Source organism: Spongiimicrobium sp. 3-5, assembly GCF_046557915.1.
Lineage (GTDB): Bacteria > Bacteroidota > Bacteroidia > Flavobacteriales > Flavobacteriaceae > JBHEBG01.
In genome coordinates, this window is the sequence record NZ_JBHEBG010000005.1 from 86,796 (window position 1) to 110,294 (window position 23,499).

Sequence of the window (23,499 nt, forward strand, 5' to 3'; positions counted from 1 at the left end):
ATGAACAAGACAGTAAATATAAATTTAGCAAATACAATTTTTCATATCGATGAGGAGGCGTACAACAAGTTGCGACGCTATCTAGAGGCCATAAAACGATCCTTCGCCGGTACCCCGGGTAGTGATGAGATACTTGCGGATATTGAAGCAAGGATATCGGAGCTATTTTACGAAAAAATGGAAAACGACCGTCAGGTCATTACCCAAAAAGAGGTAGACGAGGTTGTGGCCATTATGGGCCAGCCAGAAGACTACATGGTAGATGAAGACATTTTTGAGGACGAACCTAGGGCAAAATCGACCACCACCACCTCACGGGTAAAAAAATTATACCGCGATATAGATAGTAAATATATAGGAGGAGTTTGTTCCGGTTTGGAACACTACATGGGCCTAGACGCCCTTTGGATACGACTTATATTCATTTTCTTGGCCATTTTCACCGGTTTCGGTTTTATAGCTTACATCCTATTATGGATCTTGGTGCCCGAAGCGGCTACCACTTCACAAAAATTGGATATGAAGGGCGAAGCCGTAAACATAAGCAATATAGAACGTAAGGTAAAAGAAGGGTTCGATGATGTTGCGGACAAAGTAAAGAATGCCGATTATGAAAAGATGGGTAATAAAGTAAAAAGTAGCGGGAAGACTTTTTTTGATACCCTGGGAGATATAATCATGTTTCTTTTTAAGGTTGCGGGAAAGTTTATAGGAATCTTACTGATCATCATAGGTGCAGCCACCATGATAGGACTGTTCATTGGCCTATTTACCGTAGGTGTCTTGGATATGATACATATACCCGGTGTGGACTTTTACGAAATGGTAAATTCTACCCAAGCCCCCGTTTGGTTGGTGTCCTTGCTCTCCTTTTTGGCCGTGGGAATTCCGTTTTTCTTTCTATTCTACTTAGGACTGAAAATACTTGTGAATAATCTAAGGTCTATAGGAAACATTGCCAAGTTCTCCCTTCTGGGTCTATGGCTCATCGCTTTGATAGGACTAATAATACTTGGGGTAAAACAGGTTTCTGCCCATGCCTTTACGGGTAGCATAAGCGAAAAGCAGGTTTTGGCCTTTGAAAGTAATATCGATACCCTAAGGATAAACATGCGAAGTACCGAGTTACTCGATAACATAGAGCACGTTCGCCTAAATGGAATGAGTGTTACCTATACAGACGATGGGGATCGACTTTTAATCTCGGACGATATTCTTTTCGATATTAAAAAATCCGATGATTCCCTGGCCCATATCAAAATAAGAAAAGATGCCGATGGAAGCTCGTTTAATGAAGCCAGAGAACGGGCTGGGGCAATAAATTATGGATATTCCATCGCTGGCAGCACCTTGCTTTTAGATGATTTTATCACCACCGATGCCAAAAATATGGTCCGTGACCAGGAGATACGTGTTACCATATACCTACCGGAAGGAGCCGTTGTAAGTTTCGATGAATCCGCCAAGGGGCATATTGGTAGAAGCACAAAGAATGACCACGAACTATACCGAAGCGAAATTGTGGACTACACTTGGGCGCTAGGAAACAATGGTGAGTTAAAATGTCAGGACTGCCCCGAGATTATCGAAGATGAAATCTTAGAGGACGATAATGGCAGAATTATTATCAATGAAGACGGGGTAGATATCAACATTGAAGACGAGAACGATTCTTTTAAATTGAAGATCGATGAAGACGGCATCAAAATAAAAGCCAAGGAAAAAGACTAACATAACATTTCAACCAGCTATTTCTACAATTCAGTACAATATAATATTCAACATCAATCAAAATCAGGAATTTTAACAATCTAAAAACGACAATCATGACAACACTAGCAAGAATTACAATCGCGCTTATAATGGCAATAATAATGTCCTCTTGCGCATTCGACATCAATTTTGGAAACGGCAAACAAGGCAATGGCGTTGTTGCCACTGAAGACAGGAAGGTTACGGAAGAATTTACCGTTGTTTCCGCTTCTGAAGGTCTAGACGTATTTGTAACGCAGGCAGATGATTTCAGTATAGAAGTTGAGGCCGACGAGAATGTAATAGACCTAATCGGTACCGATATAAAAAATGGTAGACTACGTATACATGCCATTGAAAACATTGGGAGGGCCACAAAAAAAATATATGTTTCCCTACCAGAAGTAACCGCCTTGGAAAGTTCTAGCGGATCGGATTTAGTAAGCAGTGCCCCCATCAAAGCGGATAAAATTTCGCTAGATGCCAGCAGTGGTTCGGATCTGCACGTGGAACTAAATGCCGACGAAGTGGAGGCGGACGCCAGTAGCGGGGCAGACATAAGGATATCCGGGGAAACCGACATTCTTTATGCGAGTGCCAGTAGCGGTTCGGACATAAAAGCCAAGGATCTTTTAACCAAAACCTGTACTGCAGATGTAAGCAGTGGTGCAGACATTACCGTAAACGTTTCCGAGTCCTTAACAGCCGATGCCAGTAGTGGCGGGGATATCTCCTATACAGGTGAGGCTACCGTTCAAAAAAAGAAATCGGCTTCGGGAAGCGTTCATAAATATTAGCAAGAATTTTTTTTCAATCTTTAGTTAGTTATAAACCAAATTAGCCCAAAACCCGTTGAAAATTCAGCGGGTTTTGATTTTATAGCTAAGGCGGATTATCTATATTCGTACAAACGATTTCAGTATGCATTTGAGCCTCAAAAAGTACGTACTTCCCTTAAAACATACCTTTCGTATTTCTAGAGAGTCTTATGATTTTCAGGATACCCTCATTGTTTGTTTGTCTCACAAAGGAAAGACAGGCTATGGCGAGGCAACTTCCAATCCATATTACCAAATTACATTGGAACTTATGGAGCAAGAAATTGAAAATATCCGAGACGAAATAGCGGTCTTTGACCTTACCGACCCGGAAACTTTTCATGCGTTCTTGGTAGCCAAGGGACTTAGCAATTTTGCCATCTGTGCATTAGACCTGGCGGCCAACGATCTTTATGGAAAACTCATGGAAAAGCCGCTCCATAGGATATGGGGCACCAATCTAGACCATTATCCGGTTTCCAATTATACCATTGGTTTGGATACTATAGATAAAATGGTAGCCAAAATGCGAGAAGTTCCTTGGCCAATCTATAAAATAAAGTTGGGCACGGAAAACGATGTAGCCATCATCAGGGAATTGCGCAAATATTCTAAGGCCGTTTTTAGGGTAGACGCCAATTGCGCATGGGAAGTAGACGAAACCATTGCCAATGCCATTACGCTTAAGACCCTTGGCGTAGAGTTTATAGAACAGCCCCTAAAGGCCAATAACTGGGAGGGTATGGAAAAGGTAATGCACCAGAGTGTGCTACCCATAATAGCGGACGAAAGTTGTATCGTGGAATCCGATGTGGAAAAGTGTGGTCTTCATTTCAGTGGTATTAATATAAAACTTACTAAATGCGGTGGGGTTACCCCTGCATTACGAATGATAAAAAAAGGCCGGGCCATGGGCATGAAAATTATGGTAGGCTGTATGACGGAGTCTACCGTGGGTATTTCGGCCATAGCCCAGTTACTCCCCCAACTAGATTACGTGGATATGGATGGGGCCATGTTATTGAAAAAAGACATTGCGAGCGGCGTACAATTGCGGAGCACCGGAGAGGTGGTCTTCCCAACACTTGGTGGAAGTGGAATAACCTTATTGTGATGGCACATTACATTGATTCATTTCCGGGACGCAAGATACTTCTAGACGACAAGGAGTATCACTATTTTGGGGGAACGGCATATTTAGGACTTCAGACCGATCCGCATTTTCAGGATTTGCTGATTAAAAACATTAGGCAATACGGCACCAACTACGGTTCTTCCAGACACTCCAATATCCGAATATCGGTATATACACAAGCGGAAACTTTTTTAGCATCCCTGAGCGGTGCAGAAGCATGCATTACGCTTTCATCGGGTTATTTGGCCGGACAGTTCGTTAGCAATTTTTTTTACAACAAACAATATGCCCCTTTTTACGCCCCAAACACCCATTCTGCACTATATAGATCCAAAGAGAAGTCCTATACAACCTATACCGCGCTTAACATTGCCCTACGCCAGCATCTCTCGAAAAAAAAGAGACAGGCTCCCGTGTTGTTTTTGGATTCCATAGATTTTTCGGGATGCAATTACCCGGATTTTGAGGGACTACGATCGCTTCCCCTTGAAGATGTGATCCTAGTAGTGGACGACTCACATGGTATAGGTGTGGTTGGACCAAATGGCGGTGGTGTTTTTCGTCTTTTATCCCCTTTACCCGCTAAGGAACTCATAGTCTGTTGCTCTTTAGGTAAGGGTTTTGGTATACAGGCAGGCGCTGTTTTAGGAACCAAACAAAGAACAACAGAGTTAACGAACACGCCATTTTTTGGCGGTGCTAGTCCGGCCTCCCCTGCACTGTTGGCGGCATTACTGCAAGGTAAGGGTATTTGCTCTCAAAAAAGAAAACTGTTGCAAGCCCATACCAAACTTTTCTTGGGCACCTTAAAAAGTCCTGAAGCATTTAGATATATGGACAACCATCCCACATACAGTCATCCCAACTTTGGGCTAACGGACTATCTAATCAAAAATGGTGTCATTACCACCAATTTCAACTATCCGGGAGAAGATGCCTCCTTAGTTCATAGAATCGTTTTAAGCGCTGCCCATACCACCGATGACATAGAACGCCTCGTTTATTTAATCAATTTATACGGCACATCATAAAAAGCGCAATAAAAGATTTTAAAATTAGAGAAATCTCTTATTAAACGCCCTGAATATTACGGAATTAACAAAAAATATCGTAACTTATTAGTGTTAATAACTCTAAAACACACAGCCATGAAAAAATTGCTTGGATTGGTTTTTTTGATGTTGATTTTGGTTTCCGCTACCGAAATTACTTCTTCTAAACTACAAACGGAAAATTCCCTTGAAGGTACTTGGGAGCTTGTTAATCGCTTTAATTACGATGGGGTAAATGTTACCGATACCATTCTAAATACCAATGGGTATAGACAGGTTAAAATATACAGTAAGGGGAAAGTTATGTGGACAAGGTATTCCCCGGACGATCCTTCGGAGTGGTTTGGTTACGGAATCTACAAAATTGACGATAACACACTACAAGAACGGTTGGAATATGGGTCTGCAGAAATGATGAAGGTTATTGATACCACTGTTGTATTTGAGTTTGAGCTAGAGTTAGACAAAGACACTTATAAACAAATAACATTGGATGAAGAAGGTAATAAGACCTTTTCCGAAAATTATAAACGAATAGATTAAGCCTAATAATCGTATATAAAAAAGCCGCTATTTTCATAGCGGCTTTTTTTATGCCGTTCAACCTATCTAAGGGTTAGGATACTTCCTGTGGCGTTTCTATCGTTGCCAAATACCGCTCAGCATCCAAAGCTGCCATACAACCCGTACCGGCAGCCGTTACGGCTTGCCTATACTCTTTGTCTTGGACATCTCCACTGGCAAAAACACCAGGCTTGCTTGTTTTGGTAGATTTTCCTTGGGTAATTAAATATCCGGTATCATCCATTTCTAACTGACCCTTAAATATATCAGTATTGGGTTTATGGCCAATGGCTACAAAGAAACCCGTAATGGCTATTTCTTCTTTTTCACCTGTTTGGTTGTTTACCATTCTTAGGCCTTCCACTACCTGCTCACCCAATACCTCATCTACTTCTGTATTGTACCGTATTTCTATATTGGGAAGACTATTTACTCTATGCTGCATGGCCTTGGAAGCACGCATATAATCCTTTCTAACCAACATAGTGACCTTATTACAGATATTTGCCAGGTAAGAAGCTTCTTCCGCAGCGGTATCACCGGCCCCAACAATGGCTACATCTTGCCCTTTATAGAAAAAACCGTCACATACGGCACAGGCAGAGACCCCACCACCTTTTAAACGTTCTTCACTAGGTATATTAAGGTATTTTGCCGTGGCGCCTGTAGAAATAATAACACTTTCCGCTTCAATAATCTTATTATCGTCTATGGTAATCTTATGGATACCTCCTACTTCATCGCTAAAATCCACTGCTGTAGCCATTCCAATACGCACTTCCGTACCAAACCTTTCCGCTTGCTGTTGCAGTTGCACCATCATTGTAGGGCCATCAACACCCTCTGGATATCCGGGAAAGTTATCTACTTCCGTGGTGGTAGTCAATTGCCCCCCGGGTTCCATTCCTGTATAAAGCACAGGTTTTAGATCGGCTCGTGCAGCATATATGGCCGCAGTATAGCCTGCAGGGCCAGACCCTATAATCAATGTTTTAACTTTTTCTACTTTTTCGGACATAATCAAAATCTTCTCTAAATTATTTAATGTAAAAGTAGGTTTTTTAGCAAAAAACTTACTTTAATAGTTATCAAAAGTTATTATGGGTATTCAATAAAATTTATGGTTTGCGCAAGTGTAAGCCCAAAAGCCCTAAAGTCTTTCCTTACGGCCGCTTATTTTCTAACATAGCCAGGGTCTTAACCGTTCTAAAGCCAAGGTGTTCCAAGGAAGAATCGGTACTGGATCCCATCCTGGCCGATACCCTATAACTGGCACAGTAAGAGGCACTGCACAAAAAAGAACCACCTTTGATTACCTTTTCCTTTGCATACGGATTGGCTTTATTGTAGGGTTGTTTTGCACCGGTAGGATTCACTGCGGGTCCGTCTTCTTTGTAAAGTTTTGCAAAATAATCTGTATTGTACCAGTCGGAGGTCCACTCCCACACATTGCCTGCCATATCGTAAAGTCCAAAACCGTTTGGTAAATAACTTTTTACGGTAGCCCTACGCTCAAATCCATCCAGCTTATCGTTGGAAACAGGAAACAAACCCTCCCAAGTGTTGGCCATCTTAGGAAGTTGGGCATGATCATCGCCCCAATAATATACAGTGTTTTTCATATTTCCCCTAGCGGCATATTCCCATTCTGCTTCCGTAGGCAATCTACTACCCGCCCATTCGCAATAAGCTTGTGCATCTTCAAAGGAAATATGTACCACCGGATGATCATCTTTCCCATTAATATCGCTATCCGGTCCGTTGGGATGCCTCCAATTAGATCCAATCGTCCATTTCCACCATTGCGAAAAGTCGTATAGATTGGGTAAAGCTTCCGGAGTCTTTTTAAAATTTAGAGATCCCGGTTGCATAATAGAATCGTGTGGTTTTGGGGTACCTTCGGGAAGTTGCTTTTTCATCTCCTCCCAGTCTATTTCGCGCTCAGCAGTTGTAATATAACCCGTTTCATTCACGAATTTGGCGAACTGTGCATTGGTAACCTCTGTAATATCCATGAAAAAGCCATCTACGGCCGCTTCGCTAGCAGGCTTCTCGTGGCTCATGGCCATGGTGTCTTGGGCAACCGCACCAAGCTTAAAAGTTCCGCCGGCTATCCAAACCATGCCTTCCGGAACGGAGATATTTTCTGGTAGATCCTTTATCAGGTTCAGCGGCACAGGCTTGGTATTAACAAACTCATCCGACGGCTTCGTCGCTTCTTTTTTCTCGTTTTTACACTGAAAGCAAAGCGCAACAATCAATAGTAATGCAATGTATTTAAGCAGTGAATATATTTGCGTAAAGATCCAACGGTTTGTAATATGCAACATCGATATTTTGGTTTTGGACAGCTAAAATAACCAAAAACAATGTCTATCACCTCCTATTACCCAGTATTTAATACACTTGTATTTCCATTATCAAATATGGATTCGTTCTATAAAAAATGGCTCTAAAAAGTTTCACATATCCGCCAGCAAAGAAACCATTTTAGCCTTGGTCTCCTTGTCTGGTAGTCTACCTATTCCCGCTTTTAAATTGTCTACCATATGATGTGGTTTGGAAGTACCAGGAATTACTAGGTTTACCGCACTATGCGCCAGAATGTATTTTAGAAAAAACTGTCCCCACGAATTTATTTCCTGCTCTTTACACCATGGGGGGAGGCTTTTTCCCCTGGTCTTTCTAAAAAGGGACCCTCCGGCATAGGGTCTATTTATGATTACGGCTACACCATGATCATGGGCCGTACCCAAAAGTCGTTTTTCGGCATTTCGTTGATTAATAGAGTAATTGAACTGCACAAAATCTGGTTTCTCGTTTTGGATGAGTTTTGCCAAGGTCTCATGGGAGGAGTTGGTGTAATGGGTAATTCCCCAATACCTTATCTTTTTCCGCTCTTTCCAATCTTTTAAGGTTTTGATATGTTCTTTCCAATCAATCAAATTATGTATCTGCATCAGATCCATTTGCGATCTTCCCATATTGTGCATAGATCTTTGCATTTGATCAATTCCGGACTGCCTGCCGCTTGTCCATACTTTTGTAGCATAGAAAAAATGATCTTGCATCCCCAAGGCCTTGGTTAAATCGCCTACTACACGCTCAGAGCTGCCATACATTGGGGAGCTGTCTATACATGTGCCGCCATAGTCTTTCATGCACGTTAGTACTTCCTTAAGCCTTGCCCTCGCGGTTTGATCGCTACCTACATCAAAGGATTGCCAAGTACCCAAGCCTACAATGGGCAGGAGCTCTCCTGATGATGGGATTTTTCTTTTCTTTAAGCCATCTTCGGCATAAGACATTAACGAGGGTGACATAATGGTCCCTGCCGAAGCGCATAACATTAATTTGGAAGCTTCCCGCCTCGAATATTTTTTCATCTTTTCGTTTTTATCGTTGATATTTTACTTGATGGTCTACCTTCCGCATTTCTGCCCAATTTAAATCCCGTATGCGACCAAAGTGCAATTATGGGCAGTGCTATAATTGCTATGGCCGACAGGCCAAGCCCTAAAGATACCAACCCGGCAAAAGCCCAGCCCCAAAGTGCGTCTCCCCCTCGGTATACGGCGGTATCGATAAAATTTTTAGCCTTATATTTTTCCTCCCTACTACAGATGGTATACAACATTTCCCTAGCCGGACGTAATACCATAAAATTCCCGGCCCGATGCATTATTACCAGTATAGCGATAATTATCAGCATGGTGTTAAAACTCAATGCCACAAAGCCAATTCCTATAAGTATGGGCAAACAACAGAGCGATATAGTTAACCCGAATTTTCCAATAATACGTGAGGTTAAAAATAGCTGTCCCCCAATGGCCAAAACATTGGTAACCAAATCTACTTTGGAAAAATAGGCAATTCTGTGAGATGGAAATTCCATAAGAGTCTCAACAATATGTGCCTGTTCAAAATACAAAAAAGTAGAGACCCCGGTATACAACAGCATAAATAACACCATTCCTTGCAGATATTTAGAGGTCATTACCAATTTTATACCATCGAGGATGCTATTTTTGGATAAAAACGTATCTGAAAAGTTTTGCACGTACCCTTCCTTTTTAGGGTTTTGCCCTGCGCTTATTCGCATAAGTTTTCTAAGGGCAAGCAAGGAAATCAATAAGAACGAAGCCGCCACAAGAAACAAGTTTTCAATCGCGGTTTTATGGGATAGCAAATTGGTCACCAAAGGACCAACGATGGCCCCTAAGCTACCCCCGGCGGCTATTACACCAAACAGGCGTTTGGACTGGTCCATGGTAAAAATATCTACCATAAAACTCCAGAATAACGAAACCGCAAACAGGTTAAAAACACTTAGCCAAATAAAAAAGACCGCAGGTAATACTTCAATATTCGGCACAAATTTAAAAAGGAGATAAAAGCAGATAATATTAATAATCAGAAACACGTAGGCACTGCTAAGCACCTTTGCTATCTTAAATTTGGCCGTTGCATATCCGAACAATGGTACAATGACCATCATAGTGGCAAACGTTCCGGTAAATAGCCATTGCATATTGATAGCACCATTGGCAACACCCATTTCGTCTCGTAGGGGCCTCAAGATAAAGTAAGAGGCAAGAAGGGTAAAAAAATACAGAAACGCCCACAAAACAACCCTACGCTCTGCCTGCGCTATTAAACCGAATCCCTTAAATGTATTTTTGTGCATGTAGAAGTAATAACCCCCACAAAGTGCCAAGTTTGTCCATTACTTCCTAAGGGATTCTTAAAAGCAACTGACGCATTTATAAATATGAAAGCTAGCTATTGGTCTTTCTTGTATTGGGAAGGTGTGGTGCCGGTCTGTTTTTTAAAAGCGGCATTAAAAGAAGACAGTGAACTAAATCCGCACTCATAAGCCACTTCCGAAATTTTTATATGCTGAAAATCCGATGACCTAAGCATGGTTTTTGCTGTTTTGATACGATGGGCATTTATTAGATCGGAAAAGTTGGTAGAAAACCCTTTGTTGATTACGTAAGAGGTTAAATAACTGGGAAAAGAAACGGCTTTGGAGAGCTTCTCCAAACTAAAGGCATCGTCCAAGTAGGGTTTTTCCTTTTCAAGGAAAGTCGCTATTCTGCGATGTATTCGTTCAAATTCTTTGGGGTCTATATTAATGTTCCGGTACTTGTTTGCGGGCTTTATTTGATTGAATAGTTGATGGTTCAACATACCGAAGAAGGCAATCACATAGATAAAAAGAGCATATATCATAGGGCCCGCCATATAAGGCACCAAACCAAGAACGTAATTGGAAAAATAAGCCAATTGTATACTGGCAGCTCCCATCATCAGTAATGCAAGCCAGAGCCATTGCTTTCTATCCAAATAAACAGTTAGCTTCTTGCGGTTGATAAAACCATGAACCAATACTGCTAGGGATCCCACGGCATAAACAATTTGATGATAAAGCAGCGCTGTATAACCTCCAAAATGCCAAAAATTATCCCCGGTTAATCTAAAAAGTAGTAACAGCAGCCCGATTGCCGGTATAAAATGGATATACGCTATTACTTTCCATTTTTTGTTGTGTAAAAAGTAATAGAGATATAAAAAAAGAGCTGGTCCGGAAGCGACATGCGCCATAAAACCGAGATTTAAAAACCAGGCAGGGACAGAATCTAGATACACCCAGGCCAGCGATTTTACTATTCTTAGGGTAATCATTAAAAAGAAAAAAACCAACAGCAGATTGGTAGTGTTCCTTTTCTTACCAAAGAAAAGGTAAGCAGACACAAAAAAGCTTTGCACCGCCCCTATGGTGCCTAAAATCAGTTCTACTTCTGTGGATATCCGTAAAACCGAGCTTTCTTCCTGTTTGGGGAAATTTTTTTTCAAACTATTAGCTATTGAATAAGGGAAAGTACTAATTTTTTTAATTCCATTCTAATTCTGTACCCTACAAGCTATAGTGCACGTCTTTTTGACGTTTTAAGGTGTCAGCAGCCTGTTCCGCAGTAATATCGCGCTGCGGATCGGCAAACAGCTCGTATCCCACCATAAATTTTTTAATGGTTGCCGAGCGTAATAGCGGGGGATAAAAAGACATGTGGAAATGCCATTCCGGATGAGGTTTACCATCTGTAGGGCATTGATGTATACCCGCAGAATAAGGAAAAGACGTTTCAAATATGTTATCATACCTAGTTGTAAGCATCTTAATGATTGCTGCAAAATCCTTTTTCTCATCGAAAGTGAGTTGCCCTATATGTGCTATTTTTCTTCTGGGAACAATCATGGTTTCATACGGCCAAATTGCCCAATAGGGCACCAAGGCTACAAAATTTTTATTCTCCAAAATTATGCGCTCATCCAAACTAAGCTCCTGGGTTAGGTAATCTGCCAATAAACTTTTACCATTTTTGTCCCAATAGTCCAAAAAACGGGCAGCTTTTTTACTGACTTCTTGTGGAACAGTTTCTTGTGCCCATATCTGACCGTGGGGATGGGCATTACTACACCCCATGATATCGCCTTTGTTCTCAAAGATCTGCACATGGTTGATTCTTTCCAACGCCCCCAACTCCTTATATTCTTGCTGCCAAAGTGATATTACATCGGTTATCTCACCTTGTGACATTAGTGGAAGGGTAAGGGAATGGTTTGGTGAAAAACAGACTACCCGGCATAGGCCGGATTCTGATCTTGCCAGAAGTAATCCGTCTATTTTCGTTTCCTGATCTACATGGGTCAAAAGTGCAGAAAAATCGTTGGTGAATGCATAAGGGCTTTTGTAGTTTGGATTTACTTCTCCGCCAGAGCGTTCATTTCCAGGGCATAGGTAGCAACTAGGGTTATAATGGGGTCTTGGAACTTCGTTTCTTTCTTCGGTCTTACCTTGCCAAGGTCTTTTGGTCCTGTGGGGAGAGACCAATATCCACTCCCCGGTAAGAATGTTAAACCGCCTATGTGGATTACTATTAAAATCTTGCATTTTCATTAGGGGTATATAATGGAAGTTCCCTCACTGGGAAGTGCTTCAAAGGCCGTTAATTTAATATTGAATTCCTTAAAATAGGCAGCTGATGCTTCTTCAATAAAGGTGTCCACAGTATCTTCGTGTACCAGATTAATGGTACAGCCCCCAAAGCCGCCCCCCATTACCCGGGCACCAAGAACAGCATCGAACTGTTTGGAAAAATCAACCAGAAAATCGAGTTCTACGCAACTTACCTCATAGTCGTATCTAAGCCCTTTGTGTGTTTTGTACATTAACTGGCCCAAACGCCTTAGATCATTTTCTTTTAAGGCCTCCACTGCCTCCAAAACACGATTGTTTTCTTCTAAAACGTACTCGCATCTTTTATAAATAACAGCATCCATGAGTGGTTTGCATGCCTGCAGCATAGTCTCTGTAACATCTCGTAACGAAACTACCTCCGGAAATTCAGTTTTAATGATCGCCACACCTTGCTCGCATTCTTCTGACCGGGTATTGTATTCGCTTGTGACCAGATTATGAGAAACATTGGTGTTTAGCAACACCAACTTATAAGGTGCTATTGTCATCGGAATATAGGTATGCTCCAGGGACCTGCAGTCCAATAAGATAACATGACCCTCTTTGCTCATTACCGATGCAAACTGATCCATTATTCCACATTTGGTGCCTACGTAATTGTGCTCGGAATGGTGAGTAAGTTCAACGATTTCACGATTGTTGAGGCCCAAATTGAACAATTCGTTGAGGCCGTAGGCAAAGCCGCATTCCAAAGCAGCGGAAGAGCTGATACCCGAACCGGTGGGCATATAACTTTCTATGGTACAATTAAAACCCTTTAGCTTGTCGGATTTTTTGGAAATTTCATGGATTACACCAAAGATGTAGTTTTCCCACCCCACATCGCTTTTGGTAAAATTGTCCAAATCAAAAGAGACACCTCTTTTAAGGTCATAGCTATAAACTTCACACTTGCTATCTGATCCGTTTTTGGCAAACTTCAGGGTAATTTTTTTTTTGATGGCAGTGGGCAACACATAACCCAAATTATAATCAGTATGTTCCCCGATAAGGTTAATTCGGCCTGGAGATTCTACAACAAGCTGCGGGGAGAACTTTTTTATAAATTGCATTGTGTTATCTGTTTTACCCATACTTTTCTGGCCTTGTAATCTTAATTAAGCGAAAACGATTGCCAAATATCCAATAATAGCCAGCAAAAGTACAATTTGATATCTATAATCCTTATACCAAGGAACATTCTCCGTTCCCATTCGAATCAATTCCTTCCTATACGTGTATAAGGCTATTTTTTCTTCTGAGGGTGGCGGTGTAGCCCTACTAATAAATATAAAAACAAGAGTACTTATGACTACCATAATCCCTACGTTGTAGGTGAAATGTAGCGTCCAAAAACCCAATTGGTCCAGAACGAAGAGTACAACCCCTCCCAAGGTACCTAAAATCAATGTCCAAAAAGCGCCATCCTTGTTTCCCCTTTTGTAGAATACCCCAACAAGGAACAGTACCACGATTGGCGGAACTATTATTGAAAACATTTGCTGCAAATAGGACCAAATACCTCCAAAGTTCTCTATCATGGGTGCCCACCCAGCAGCCACCAACATCAGTACCAGGGTGGTGATTCTTCCATATTTTACCGTATCCTTATCGCTGATATCCGGATTTTTGGTTTTAATAAAATCTACTACCAATAGCGTAGATGCCGAATTTAAGGTAGAATCCACGCTACTCATAATGGCCGATATCAATCCGGCAAGCACAAGGCCTATGAGCCCTACGGGCAATATGTTCATTACCGCCGTTGGAAATACCTGATCCGCATTGCCCAAGCCGGGAAACAGGCCAATGGCCATGGTACCGGGAATAACCATTATAAATAGGGGTATAATCTTTAAGAAACTTGCCAATATAACACCCCATCGGGCATTGTTGACATCCTTTGCCCCTAAAATGCGTTGCACAATGTACTGGTTGGTAGTCCAATACCAAAAACCTAATATGGGAACCGCCATAATTAATCCGGGCCAAGGTAAGGAATCGTCATCCGCAGGTCTTATTATTGATAAGTGACCCTCAGGGGCTGCCCCCACAACCTTATCCCAGGAAAAATCTAACTTTTCGAACATCATATAGGACAAAATTGAGCAACCAACAATGAGGATAATAGCCTGTATGGCATCGGTATAAACAACAGCCTTTAGTCCTCCAAAAGCGGTATAAATACCAGCGACCAAGGCTAATACCAAGGTGGTTTGCCAAATGATCAAATTTGGAAAAAACGCTTGTAGAACAATAGCTCCTGCATACAAACCTCCCGCGGTATCTACCACTATGCTGGTAAAGATGGTTACTAGGGAAAAGAACTTTCTAGATCTTCTGTCAAAACGGAGTTCCAAAAATTCGGGAATGGTGGTAATTTTAGATTTTAGATAAAGTGGTATAAATATAAGAGCGGCAATAATCAGTGGTATGCCTGTCATCCATTCATAAACAGACTGCACAATACCGGAACTATAGGCGGCACCAGAGAGCCCTATAATGGTAGAGGTGGAAATATTGGAAGCAAACAATGAAAGCCCTATTAGACCCCAGCCAAAAGTTCTTCCTCCGAGGAAAAGGTCTTCTCCCGTTTTTGTTCCTCTGGCAACATAAAGACCGATAAGCATTACTCCAATGAAATAAACCCCAATGATTATAATATCAATACTGCTTATCGCTTCTTCCATCTTTACGATTGGTTTTGGTTTGGTTTATCTAAACTTGTTTAGTCAGTTCAATAAGCCCGCAGGGAGGTACTTCCAATAGATGTACGCCCTTGGCCAAGTTCACTTCTTTTTCACTGATTTTCTTTCCTGTACAATCATAAACCAGGCAGTTATAGTCGCCTAAACTCGTTATACAATTCAGCACAAGTTCATTGGCTATTTGTCCATTTATCAAATGTATATTTTCCTTTGCCTCGTATAGTTTGGCCACATACTCTTCATATATGCCTATGATGGTGTACCCATCCTTGGATACCCTTTGCATAGGGTAGTTTGCCAAGGGTCTGGAAGGAGTAAAATGGCCTTCCAATAAAATATGGGCGTGCTCTTGCCAATAGCGTGTATAGAAAGCTATCATTTGTACATGTAAGGGTGGGGCTTCGTGTAACATAATGGACAACTGTGGCACACCAAATAAGGTGTTTACCATGTGCAAAGCAGCGACTTCCAAAGATTCGTCCTTATGCCATGTAACCATATCCGAATGCACAACACTTTCTCCGCAAAGCATCTTAATATCGGCAATGCGCACTCTATTCATAGTGGCATCCCCAGGGCAATCGAACGCTCTAAACATATTACCGTATTTCCGCATTGCAGGACCGGTGTATTTTTGTCTGAACTCTATAAAAACTTCGGGATTAATGGCTTGCAAGGCAGTCATAACGTCAGTAAGAAGCCTATCTACCGCAGCATTAATGGAGGCAAAATCTCGTCCGTCTTCCTTGCTCAACGGGGTATCTGAATACAGTTTAAAATCATCAATAAAATCGAGTTTAAAACCATCTAGTTTCCAATCTCTAAGTGCATGCGCATAGGTATTTACCAGGTATTCGCGAACCTCGGGATAACGTGGATCGAAAACGGGTGCCCAGCGATGGTTTTCTGTTAAAAACTTTCCTTTAAACCTTTCATAGGCGGCAGATTTTTTACCACAAAACGGAACGGAATACCAAAGCGCAACCTTCATTCCCAATTTGTGCATTTGCGCTACAAACTGTGCCATTTCCGGGATACGGTCTGGTTGCCAATCGCCGGTATAATCGTACCCCCGGTTAGAGTCGTTGGTCTGCCAACCATCATCTACAATAACCACCCTATATCCTAGATCGTAGGCTATTTTGCATTCTTGAAACAGGACATCAAGGTCTAAGCTTTGATGAAATTGATACCAGGTAGAGTATAGTGGTTTTTTTGCTATTGGAGGTACAAAAGCAGGTTTTAGCTGGCCAGCGGTCTCCCACCATTTGGAAACGTCCCTCAAAGTATCTGAAAAATGAAGATTTCGGTAATCTAAGCGCAGCTGAATTTTGAATTTCTTCAATGCGTAATGCTGCTCTGTAAAAAGGGTAAGATGACAGTAAAAATTGTTGTTCTCTTCCCGTAATCGGGCATTCATCTCCAGCTTGTTGATCGCATTGGAACATGCGAAAGTCAGTACATTTAGGTCGTTATTTCCAAACAGGCTTATTACTGGTGAATCTATGGATATTCTAGACTCCATATTTTCCAATTCCCAATCTGCCTGAATACGTTTTGCAAAATCTGTAGTCGGTTTCCAAACTCCCTTCACATCAATTGCCGGCACTTTCCATAGCAGGGTAATGGGCCGGGGATAAACCTCTTCATTACAGCTCACTTCAAAATCGTAGATTATAAGTCCATCGTCATCAAATGCCTTGGTTAACGATGAAGAAATAGGGGCTTCCACTCCCTTTATCAAAATCTCAAGTTCTTGCCCTAAGGTGGCCTTTTTCAGCATTATTACTTAATTAGTATGGTTTACGGTTAAGACGGCAGATCCTAGTTCACTTCGGTTATAGTAGATAAAAGCCAAGCGATTCACAATCACTTGGCTTTTCTCGCTACTTAAACTTTGGTAAACTAACTCAATATAACTAAACTCAAACTTTTATAGTTAACCTGACACAGGTAAAACATATATACTATGATATACTATGCTACAATGCAAATGTAGTATTAAACTTAAGAAATCAAAAATAAAATGCATAAAAACTCTAAGAATTGTCAAATATGGATTGAAAATTCAATGAAATTAACATTTTAACCTAAAAGAAATTGAAGGTGAATTTAGAGCGAATTGCGCTTAATGAGATTAAAAGGCATTATCTCCTGGGTAATGCCTCCGCTTTTAATATGGTTGGCCGCCCTACGTGCCATATCGTTAAAATCGGTGGAAATGGTTGTAATGCCACCAAAGACAATTTGTTTGGCGATGTGGTCGTTGTGGGATAGGATACCTACGTCTTTACCTACCACATATTCGTTATTTCGGCAATCTCTTAGCACCTCCCATAAAAAGGTATCACTGATAAAGAAATAGAGATTTCCTTTTTTGATAGATCCTGGTTTGTATTTGTTCTCTACCGCACCATCCAAATCGTAATCGGATAAAAACCGATTGAAGGAGTTCATGATTCCCATTGGGTAATCCCCGTCTTCCCAAAAAAGCAATACAAACTTTTTAAACTTTTTAATCGCCGGCAGTAATTCTACGAGTCGGCCATAGGTATTCTTCTCAAACTCTTGGGAAATATAGGAGTACTCCGGGGCCAAAGGTAAATATCTATCAATAATAAGTAATTTTTGGGGAGAAATGCCCTCTAACAATGGACGTAACTTGGGGTTAGGTATTGGTGCTACCACGTACATCCCATACTTTCCACGTATATTGGAAAAGATGGTTTCAAAAATCGATATGTTGTTATGGTGAAAAAAGACGTCTATATGGAATCGCTTGCCCAGTTCCTTTCTAAATGTATTGTAGAATTCTTCTTGAAACCGTTGAAAAGAGAATAGTATAAGGGCTATTTTAAGTGTAACTTTGGTTTCCTGACTAACTATGAAATACCCTTTTAATTTTTTAGACTCAACAAGACCGCGCTCTTTGAGTTCTTCGTAGGCCCGTACAATAGTTTTTCTGGCAAAACCAACCTCGCTAACCATCTTATTGATAGAAGGCAATTGATCACCCGGGGTTAGGATACCTTCATCTATCGCCTCGATGACACCCTGTACCAATTGTTCGTGTTTAGACAGACTAAAGTTCTGCTTCAGTTTGATGATTTTGTCTATCAATACCATAATTCTCCTGTTCCTTGCCGGTCAAACACTAAAAATCCATGACCGAAGTCCAAAAGCAGATCATTGCGCATCCGTGATTGTTACAAATATAAACAAGAATATTATTTGTGGTCCCAAAGATTTAGTTATACCCAATATATTGAATGTTTTAAATAGATGTAGACCTAAGCTTCCCAGATATATTTATAACGGTAAAATTACTTTTGTCCGCTATCCAAGTAATGAAATGATTCTTTATAAGGCCTTTTTTAAGAAAACTATTGGCCGGTACGGTTAACCATTTATTTTAATGATACTTCCCTTTGTAACCACAATATTTGTAATACCAAGCAAAAAGAATGTACTTCCAAGTTCCTACATCCATGCATTTTAACAACCAAATGGGTCTAAACTAGCGGGTAAGAATTGGTTTTTTATTTATCCAAAGATTTTAAAGCCCAGGTATCAACTACATAAAATTTTAAGCTGTTATATGTTAAATAGCTATTTTTATTAGGATTTTATTTTTATATATTGATTTTTATAATACTTTTGTCAATGTAGCATAGTATATCATAGTACAGAAATATTTGTGTTTCTGCACTGTGGTTTTCGAAAAACTAACTCTAAACTTCATTGATTATGAAACAAAACTTTACGAAACACCGTGAAACGAAGGTGCTTTACCTGGCGTTCATTTTTCTAATTTTATTTGGAGTGCACTCGTCCTTTGCCCAGACTTCTATTTCTGGGGCAATTTCAGATGCAACAGGTCCATTACCTGGCGTAAACGTAGTAGTCAAAGGTACCACCGTAGGTACGGTTACCGATTTTGACGGTAACTACGTGATAGACGCACCGGATGGTGCAACCGCCTTGGTATTTTCCTACGTAGGTTATTCTTTGCAAGAAGTGCAAATTAATGGCAGGTCTACTATTAACGTTGTTATGGTAGAAGATGCCCAAGCGCTTAGCGAAGTAGTAGTTGTAGGTTATGGTACGCAACGGAAGGCAGATCTTACCGGTGCTGTAGGCTCTATTGGAGCAGAGGATATTGTATCCAAACCCATTACCAGTCCTGATCAGGTACTGGCCGGAACCATTTCCGGGGTAAACATTACCAATAGAAGTGGTGATCCGGGGGCTCCTATCAACGTACGTATACGTGGTATTGGAACTCCGGGGGTAAACGATCCTTTATGGGTAATAGATGGTGTACCGATTGTACAGACCAATAATATTACCGTAAACACTTCCTCCACTACGGATTCTAACCCATTGGCCGGACTCAATCCCAACGACATCGAATCCATAGATGTTCTTAAAGATGCCGCTTCCGCGGCCATTTATGGGGCTAGGGCGGCAAATGGTGTAATTATCGTTACCACGAAGCGTGGAAAAACCGGTGATGCCAAAGTTAATTATGATGGTTACGTTTCCGTAAGCACCGTAAGAGACAGGTATGACATGCTTAACGTACAGCAATATATAGATATCCAAGGTCAGCTTGGAAGAGACGTTTCAGAATTTAGCGGTCAACCCAACGTAGACTGGCAAGACCTTGTTTTTGAAAATGGTTTTGTTCAAAACCATAATGTTACCGTAAGTGGTGGTACTGAAAAAGCCAACTACTTCATATCTGGTGGTTATTTAAGCTCTGACGGTATTGAAAGAGCACAAGATTTTGAGCGTTTCTCGTTCAAGGCCAACTCTGATATTAAAGTGGGGAAATTTTTGCGATTTGGAGAATCAATATTGATAAGTCAAACAGATCGTACTACCCAAGCAGAAGGTGGTGGTCTTAACGCTGCATACAATGCCGCGCTTAACGCACCATACTTTCAACCCTTCGATCCCAACGGTCCTTTAGGTTACAACCAAGAAAACCCAGGGACGATAGGCGAAGGTTCTGCTAGTAATATTTTGTTTAGAACAGATGAGCGGATAAACAGAACAACCATCCAAACACGTAAGGTTTTAGCCAATTTCTATGGCGAACTTCAAATTGTGGAAGGCCTTAAACTTAGACCTTCACTTGGTATTGACTATAACGTAGGTTCTGGTGATTTCTTCCAGGAAGAAACAGATTTTACAGGCAATTCAATTAGACAATCCTTGTTGGTTCAATCCCGTCCAATAGAATTAACGTTAACATCTGCCGCAACCCTATCTTATGATACTACCTTCGGGGGTTCCGATCATAATCTATCCGCCATATTCGGATTTGAGCAGACCAAGTTTAAATTCGATAAGGTAAGAATCCAAGGACGTAACTTGTTCAATCCAAATTTTGCCGCTACAGGTACAGCAGTAGCAGCCGCCAATGAGGCCGATCTTTGGACATTGCAAGGATGGTTAGGTAGACTTACCTACAACTATAAAGGAAAGTATTTGGCAACCGCCAATGTTAGAAGGGATGCCACATCTAGATTTGCCGAAGACAACAGGGACGATATTTTCCCTTCATTATCCGTTGGTTGGAGAATTTCCGAAGAAGACTTTTTTCCTAAAGGTGATTTTGTGGACGATTTGAAGATCAGAGTTGGATGGGGACAGTCTGGTAACCAATTTACAGGGTTAAATTTCGCGTTCCTTAGTGCATTGAACAATAACATCTTCTATGTAATAGGTGACGATCAATCGGTTACGGTAGCTCCTGCACCAAGCAGTTTTGCCAATGCCGACCTTAAATGGGAAACCAGTACACAATATGATATAGGGATCGACGGACGTTTTCTTAACGGTAAACTTACCGGAACGTTCGATTATTACAACAAAACTACCGAAGACGTACTTCTTGGGCTTCCAATACCTTTTGTATCGGGCTTTTTCTTACCGGCCGATGCAAACGTAGGGGAAATTAAAAACTCGGGAATAGAACTTTCGGTTAACTTCAATGATGAAATAGGCGATTTCAAATATAGTATAGGCGCCAACCTTACCACAGTGAAAAACGAAGTAACGAGCTTGGGTCAAATCCCATCGATTATTTCGGGTATTGGAGGTGCACAAACGCATCGTACCATTGTTGGTGAAAGTTTGGGTCACTTCTTCGGCTTTAAAACAGACGGCCTTTATCAAGATCAGGCTGCTGCCGATGCCGCCCTTCCCGATGCTTTTTCTAGTGGTGCAGCACCTGGTGATGTTCGATTTGTAGATGTAAATGGTGATGGTGAGGTAGATGCAGAGGACAGAACATTCCTAGGCAGTCCTTTCCCTGGTTTCTTCTATGGATTTAATCTCCAGGCAGAATACAAAGGTTTTGACTTCTCTATGGTGCTTAGGGGTGTTGGCGATCAGCAGATCTACAACTCGGCAAGAATACCATTGGAAGATCTAACCTCCGCAAGTAACTTTAGTACACAAGTACTTAACCGATGGACCGGACCAGGAACAACCAACTCTAGTTCCAGCCCAAGGTTAACAAGGGACGATCCCAACAACAACAATAGGGTATCAGACCGTTGGGTAGAAGATGCAGGTTACATGCGTATTCAAAATATATCCATTGGATATAGCTTACCACAGGAAACGTTGAACAAATGGACCAACGGATTTGTAAGCAGAATGCGGTTTTATATTGGAGCTCAAAACTTGGCAACATTTACCAATTACTCTGGTTTTGACCCAGAGGTTACTCGCGCACAGAGTTTCCAGAAAGGAGACTTTACCTTGGCCAGTGGTCAGGATGGCGGTGCATCACCACAGCCAAGGATTTTTCAACTAGGATGGTCCGTGAGTTTTAATTAATTTTATAATAAAAAAATAATTTAATAAGATAATTATGAAGAAGATAAGTATGTTTTTAGTAGGCATCTGTTTCTTTTGTCTTTCCTCTTGTAATAATGAATTGGACCTGCTACCGCTAGATCGTGTAACTGCCGATACATTTTATAAGACCAGAGCCGATTTCGACGGCGCTATATTCGCTTCCTATTCTTCCATTCAGGATTTTTGGGGAACGAGTACCGAAACACTTTCCGAAAGAGGGGAATTTTGGAAAATAACCATGGTAATAACGGATGATGTAGCAGCAGATAATGTTACTTCAGATGGTATTTCCCAAGATATAGACCTTTTACAAATACGTTCTAGCGACGTTCCCTATGCGGCAATTTACACACAGATATATGAGGGTATCTTCCGCGCCAATCTGGTATTGGAAAATATGGAAGGTGAAAATGAACTAACGGCAGAGGATAAAACAGAATTATCCGCAGAAGCTAAATTTCTTAGAGGATGGTTCCATTTTCAGGCATTGAAACTATTTGGTCCAGCTCCCTTAGCGTTAGAGGTTAAAACAGACATAAACGATTTGGCCCTGCCAAATTCAACTACTGATGACTTGTTTACATCAATATTGGCTGATTTGACAGAAGCAGCAGCAGGTCTACCCGCAGCTTGGGATAGCGGAAATACAGGTAGAGTCACTTCCTGGGCCGCAAGATCCTACATAGGGAAAGTAAACGTTTGGAAACAAGATTGGGCTGCGGCGATCACCGCTTTTGCCGATGTTGTAACCAACGGGCCTTATGAGCTTTTACCGGATTACGACAGTGTATTTGCCTTTGATAATGAGAACAACGCGGAATCTATTTTTGAAATCCAATATGGAGGTCCTTTCTCAGATGATAACCTTTGGGTATTTGACGATACGCACTCAGAGAATTTCAAAGCCTCACAAGGAACAGGTAGAGGATGGTACTGGGATGCAGGTAATGGAGCTCCAGCAGGAAAACTAGGCTGGTGGGCCCCTACCCAAGATTTAGTAGATGCCTTTGAACCCGGTGACGTTAGGGCCCAATCCATATTTTACCAAGATGGTGACATGTACTACACTTATGATGGTGGCGGTACTGCTAGCTTGCCCTATGACGTAGAATGGTCCTCAACAGATTTCACTTTAAAGAAGTACAGAGGTCCGGCGAATACCGTTCCAGGGAACCATGCACCTAACGGACAGGCAGATTTTAACAATGAACGTTGGTTTAGATTTGCCGAGTTAAAGCTCTTATATGCCGAAGCACTAATAGAAGGTGGTGGTGATCTTACCATTGCTAGACAGCAAATTGATGATATTAGAGTTAGGGCAGGGCTACCTATTTTGGACGCAGCGGCAGACCTAACGCAAGCCATGAGGCAAGAGAAAAGGATTGAGTTGGCACTCGAACCACATCGTTGGTTCGATATTACCCGATGGGGCATTGGCTCTCAAATCTTTGGTGCAGCTTGGGATGACAGATTTAATGTGTTTCCGTTCCCATTGTCAGAGGTTGATAGATCTGGAGGTATGCTTCAACAAAATCCTAATTACTAAGAAATAGATCGTTGCCCTATTCGCGAA

General features: G+C 41.3%; 17 protein-coding genes. 7 read left to right on the forward strand and 10 right to left on the reverse strand.

Features of this window, described 5'->3' with window-relative positions; all coding sequences use genetic code 11:
* The 5 genes from ACEQ81_RS16905 (at position 1) to ACEQ81_RS16925 (ending at position 5,300) form a co-directional block, all read left to right on the forward strand.
* Complete coding sequence (locus ACEQ81_RS16905) at positions 1-1,731, forward strand: PspC domain-containing protein (protein WP_411032102.1); 1,731 nt, start codon at positions 1-3, stop codon at positions 1,729-1,731.
* Between the two features lie 95 nt (positions 1,732-1,826).
* The gene (locus ACEQ81_RS16910; RefSeq protein ID WP_411032103.1) at positions 1,827-2,549 is read left to right on the forward strand and encodes a head GIN domain-containing protein; all 723 of its coding nucleotides are present in this window, start codon (positions 1,827-1,829) and stop codon (positions 2,547-2,549) included.
* 124 nt (positions 2,550-2,673) lie between these two features.
* A complete protein-coding gene (locus ACEQ81_RS16915; RefSeq protein WP_411032104.1) occupies positions 2,674-3,684 on the forward strand; it encodes a dipeptide epimerase in 1,011 nt (336 codons plus the stop codon).
* Complete coding sequence (locus ACEQ81_RS16920; RefSeq protein WP_411032105.1) at positions 3,684-4,736, forward strand: pyridoxal phosphate-dependent aminotransferase family protein; 1,053 nt, start codon at positions 3,684-3,686, stop codon at positions 4,734-4,736. Before ACEQ81_RS16915 ends, ACEQ81_RS16920 begins: the two co-directional genes overlap by 1 nt.
* Before the next feature lie 117 nt (positions 4,737-4,853).
* Positions 4,854-5,300 carry a hypothetical protein gene (locus ACEQ81_RS16925; RefSeq protein ID WP_411032106.1) on the forward strand — a complete coding sequence of 149 codons (447 nt, stop codon included), beginning with the start codon at positions 4,854-4,856 and terminating at the stop codon, positions 5,298-5,300.
* A gap of 73 nt (positions 5,301-5,373) precedes the next feature.
* Here the strand turns inward: ACEQ81_RS16925 and trxB are convergent, their stop codons facing one another.
* From trxB to ACEQ81_RS16975, 10 genes are all read right to left on the reverse strand, one after another.
* Positions 5,374-6,339: a thioredoxin-disulfide reductase gene (gene trxB / locus ACEQ81_RS16930; protein ID WP_411032107.1), complete on the reverse strand. Its 966-nt coding sequence runs from the start codon at positions 6,337-6,339 to the stop codon at positions 5,374-5,376.
* A gap of 145 nt (positions 6,340-6,484) precedes the next feature.
* On the reverse strand, positions 6,485-7,651 hold the full coding sequence (locus ACEQ81_RS16935) for a formylglycine-generating enzyme family protein (protein ID WP_411032108.1): 1,167 nt from the start codon (positions 7,649-7,651) through the stop codon (positions 6,485-6,487).
* Positions 7,652-7,783: 132 nt separating this feature from the next.
* Complete coding sequence (locus ACEQ81_RS16940; RefSeq protein WP_411032109.1) at positions 7,784-8,707, reverse strand: aldo/keto reductase; 924 nt, start codon at positions 8,705-8,707, stop codon at positions 7,784-7,786.
* On the reverse strand, positions 8,704-10,008 hold the full coding sequence (locus ACEQ81_RS16945; protein WP_411032110.1) for an NTP/NDP exchange transporter: 1,305 nt from the start codon (positions 10,006-10,008) through the stop codon (positions 8,704-8,706). Before ACEQ81_RS16945 ends, ACEQ81_RS16940 begins: the two co-directional genes overlap by 4 nt.
* A gap of 95 nt (positions 10,009-10,103) precedes the next feature.
* Positions 10,104-11,180, reverse strand: a complete 1,077-nt coding sequence (locus ACEQ81_RS16950; RefSeq protein ID WP_411032111.1) for a helix-turn-helix domain-containing protein — start codon at positions 11,178-11,180, stop codon at positions 10,104-10,106.
* Positions 11,181-11,241: 61 nt separating this feature from the next.
* Positions 11,242-12,276: a UDP-glucose--hexose-1-phosphate uridylyltransferase gene (locus ACEQ81_RS16955; RefSeq protein ID WP_411032112.1), complete on the reverse strand. Its 1,035-nt coding sequence runs from the start codon at positions 12,274-12,276 to the stop codon at positions 11,242-11,244.
* Between the two features lie 5 nt (positions 12,277-12,281).
* A complete protein-coding gene (galK, locus tag ACEQ81_RS16960; protein ID WP_411032113.1) occupies positions 12,282-13,415 on the reverse strand; it encodes a galactokinase in 1,134 nt (377 codons plus the stop codon).
* Positions 13,416-13,460: 45 nt separating this feature from the next.
* Positions 13,461-15,032, reverse strand: coding sequence for a sodium:solute symporter (locus ACEQ81_RS16965; protein WP_411032114.1), 1,572 nt, complete (start codon positions 15,030-15,032; stop codon positions 13,461-13,463).
* A 28-nt stretch (positions 15,033-15,060) separates the two neighbouring features.
* Positions 15,061-16,833: a glycoside hydrolase family 36 protein gene (locus ACEQ81_RS16970; RefSeq protein ID WP_411032115.1), complete on the reverse strand. Its 1,773-nt coding sequence runs from the start codon at positions 16,831-16,833 to the stop codon at positions 15,061-15,063.
* 329 nt (positions 16,834-17,162) lie between these two features.
* The gene (locus ACEQ81_RS16975; RefSeq protein WP_411032116.1) at positions 17,163-18,176 is read right to left on the reverse strand and encodes a GntR family transcriptional regulator; all 1,014 of its coding nucleotides are present in this window, start codon (positions 18,174-18,176) and stop codon (positions 17,163-17,165) included.
* A gap of 621 nt (positions 18,177-18,797) precedes the next feature.
* Between ACEQ81_RS16975 and ACEQ81_RS16980 the strand changes: the two genes are divergently transcribed.
* Positions 18,798-21,905: a SusC/RagA family TonB-linked outer membrane protein gene (locus ACEQ81_RS16980; RefSeq protein WP_411032117.1), complete on the forward strand. Its 3,108-nt coding sequence runs from the start codon at positions 18,798-18,800 to the stop codon at positions 21,903-21,905.
* Between the two features lie 34 nt (positions 21,906-21,939).
* Entirely contained in the window at positions 21,940-23,472 is a 1,533-nt protein-coding gene (locus ACEQ81_RS16985) for a RagB/SusD family nutrient uptake outer membrane protein (protein ID WP_411032118.1), read from the forward strand.
* Positions 23,473-23,499: the final 27 nt, after the last annotated feature.

Bases quoted from the DNA above. Each gene is read 5' to 3' on its own strand.
- ACEQ81_RS16975 (WP_411032116.1), bottom strand. From the start codon at position 18,176: ATGGTATTGATAGACAAAATCATCAAACTGAAGCAGAACTTTAGTCTG.
- ACEQ81_RS16955 (WP_411032112.1), bottom strand. From the start codon at position 12,276: ATGCAAGATTTTAATAGTAATCCACATAGGCGGTTTAACATTCTTACC.
- ACEQ81_RS16925 (WP_411032106.1), top strand. From the start codon at position 4,854: ATGAAAAAATTGCTTGGATTGGTTTTTTTGATGTTGATTTTGGTTTCC.
- ACEQ81_RS16970 (WP_411032115.1), bottom strand. From the start codon at position 16,833: ATGCTGAAAAAGGCCACCTTAGGGCAAGAACTTGAGATTTTGATAAAG.
- ACEQ81_RS16915 (WP_411032104.1), top strand. From the start codon at position 2,674: ATGCATTTGAGCCTCAAAAAGTACGTACTTCCCTTAAAACATACCTTT.
- ACEQ81_RS16935 (WP_411032108.1), bottom strand. From the start codon at position 7,651: ATGTTGCATATTACAAACCGTTGGATCTTTACGCAAATATATTCACTG.
- galK (WP_411032113.1), bottom strand. From the start codon at position 13,415: ATGCAATTTATAAAAAAGTTCTCCCCGCAGCTTGTTGTAGAATCTCCA.
- ACEQ81_RS16910 (WP_411032103.1), top strand. From the start codon at position 1,827: ATGACAACACTAGCAAGAATTACAATCGCGCTTATAATGGCAATAATA.
- ACEQ81_RS16980 (WP_411032117.1), top strand. From the start codon at position 18,798: ATGAAACAAAACTTTACGAAACACCGTGAAACGAAGGTGCTTTACCTG.
- ACEQ81_RS16920 (WP_411032105.1), top strand. From the start codon at position 3,684: ATGGCACATTACATTGATTCATTTCCGGGACGCAAGATACTTCTAGAC.
- ACEQ81_RS16940 (WP_411032109.1), bottom strand. From the start codon at position 8,707: ATGAAAAAATATTCGAGGCGGGAAGCTTCCAAATTAATGTTATGCGCT.
- ACEQ81_RS16985 (WP_411032118.1), top strand. From the start codon at position 21,940: ATGAAGAAGATAAGTATGTTTTTAGTAGGCATCTGTTTCTTTTGTCTT.
- ACEQ81_RS16945 (WP_411032110.1), bottom strand. From the start codon at position 10,008: ATGCACAAAAATACATTTAAGGGATTCGGTTTAATAGCGCAGGCAGAG.
- trxB (WP_411032107.1), bottom strand. From the start codon at position 6,339: ATGTCCGAAAAAGTAGAAAAAGTTAAAACATTGATTATAGGGTCTGGC.
- ACEQ81_RS16965 (WP_411032114.1), bottom strand. From the start codon at position 15,032: ATGGAAGAAGCGATAAGCAGTATTGATATTATAATCATTGGGGTTTAT.
- ACEQ81_RS16905 (WP_411032102.1), top strand. From the start codon at position 1: ATGAACAAGACAGTAAATATAAATTTAGCAAATACAATTTTTCATATC.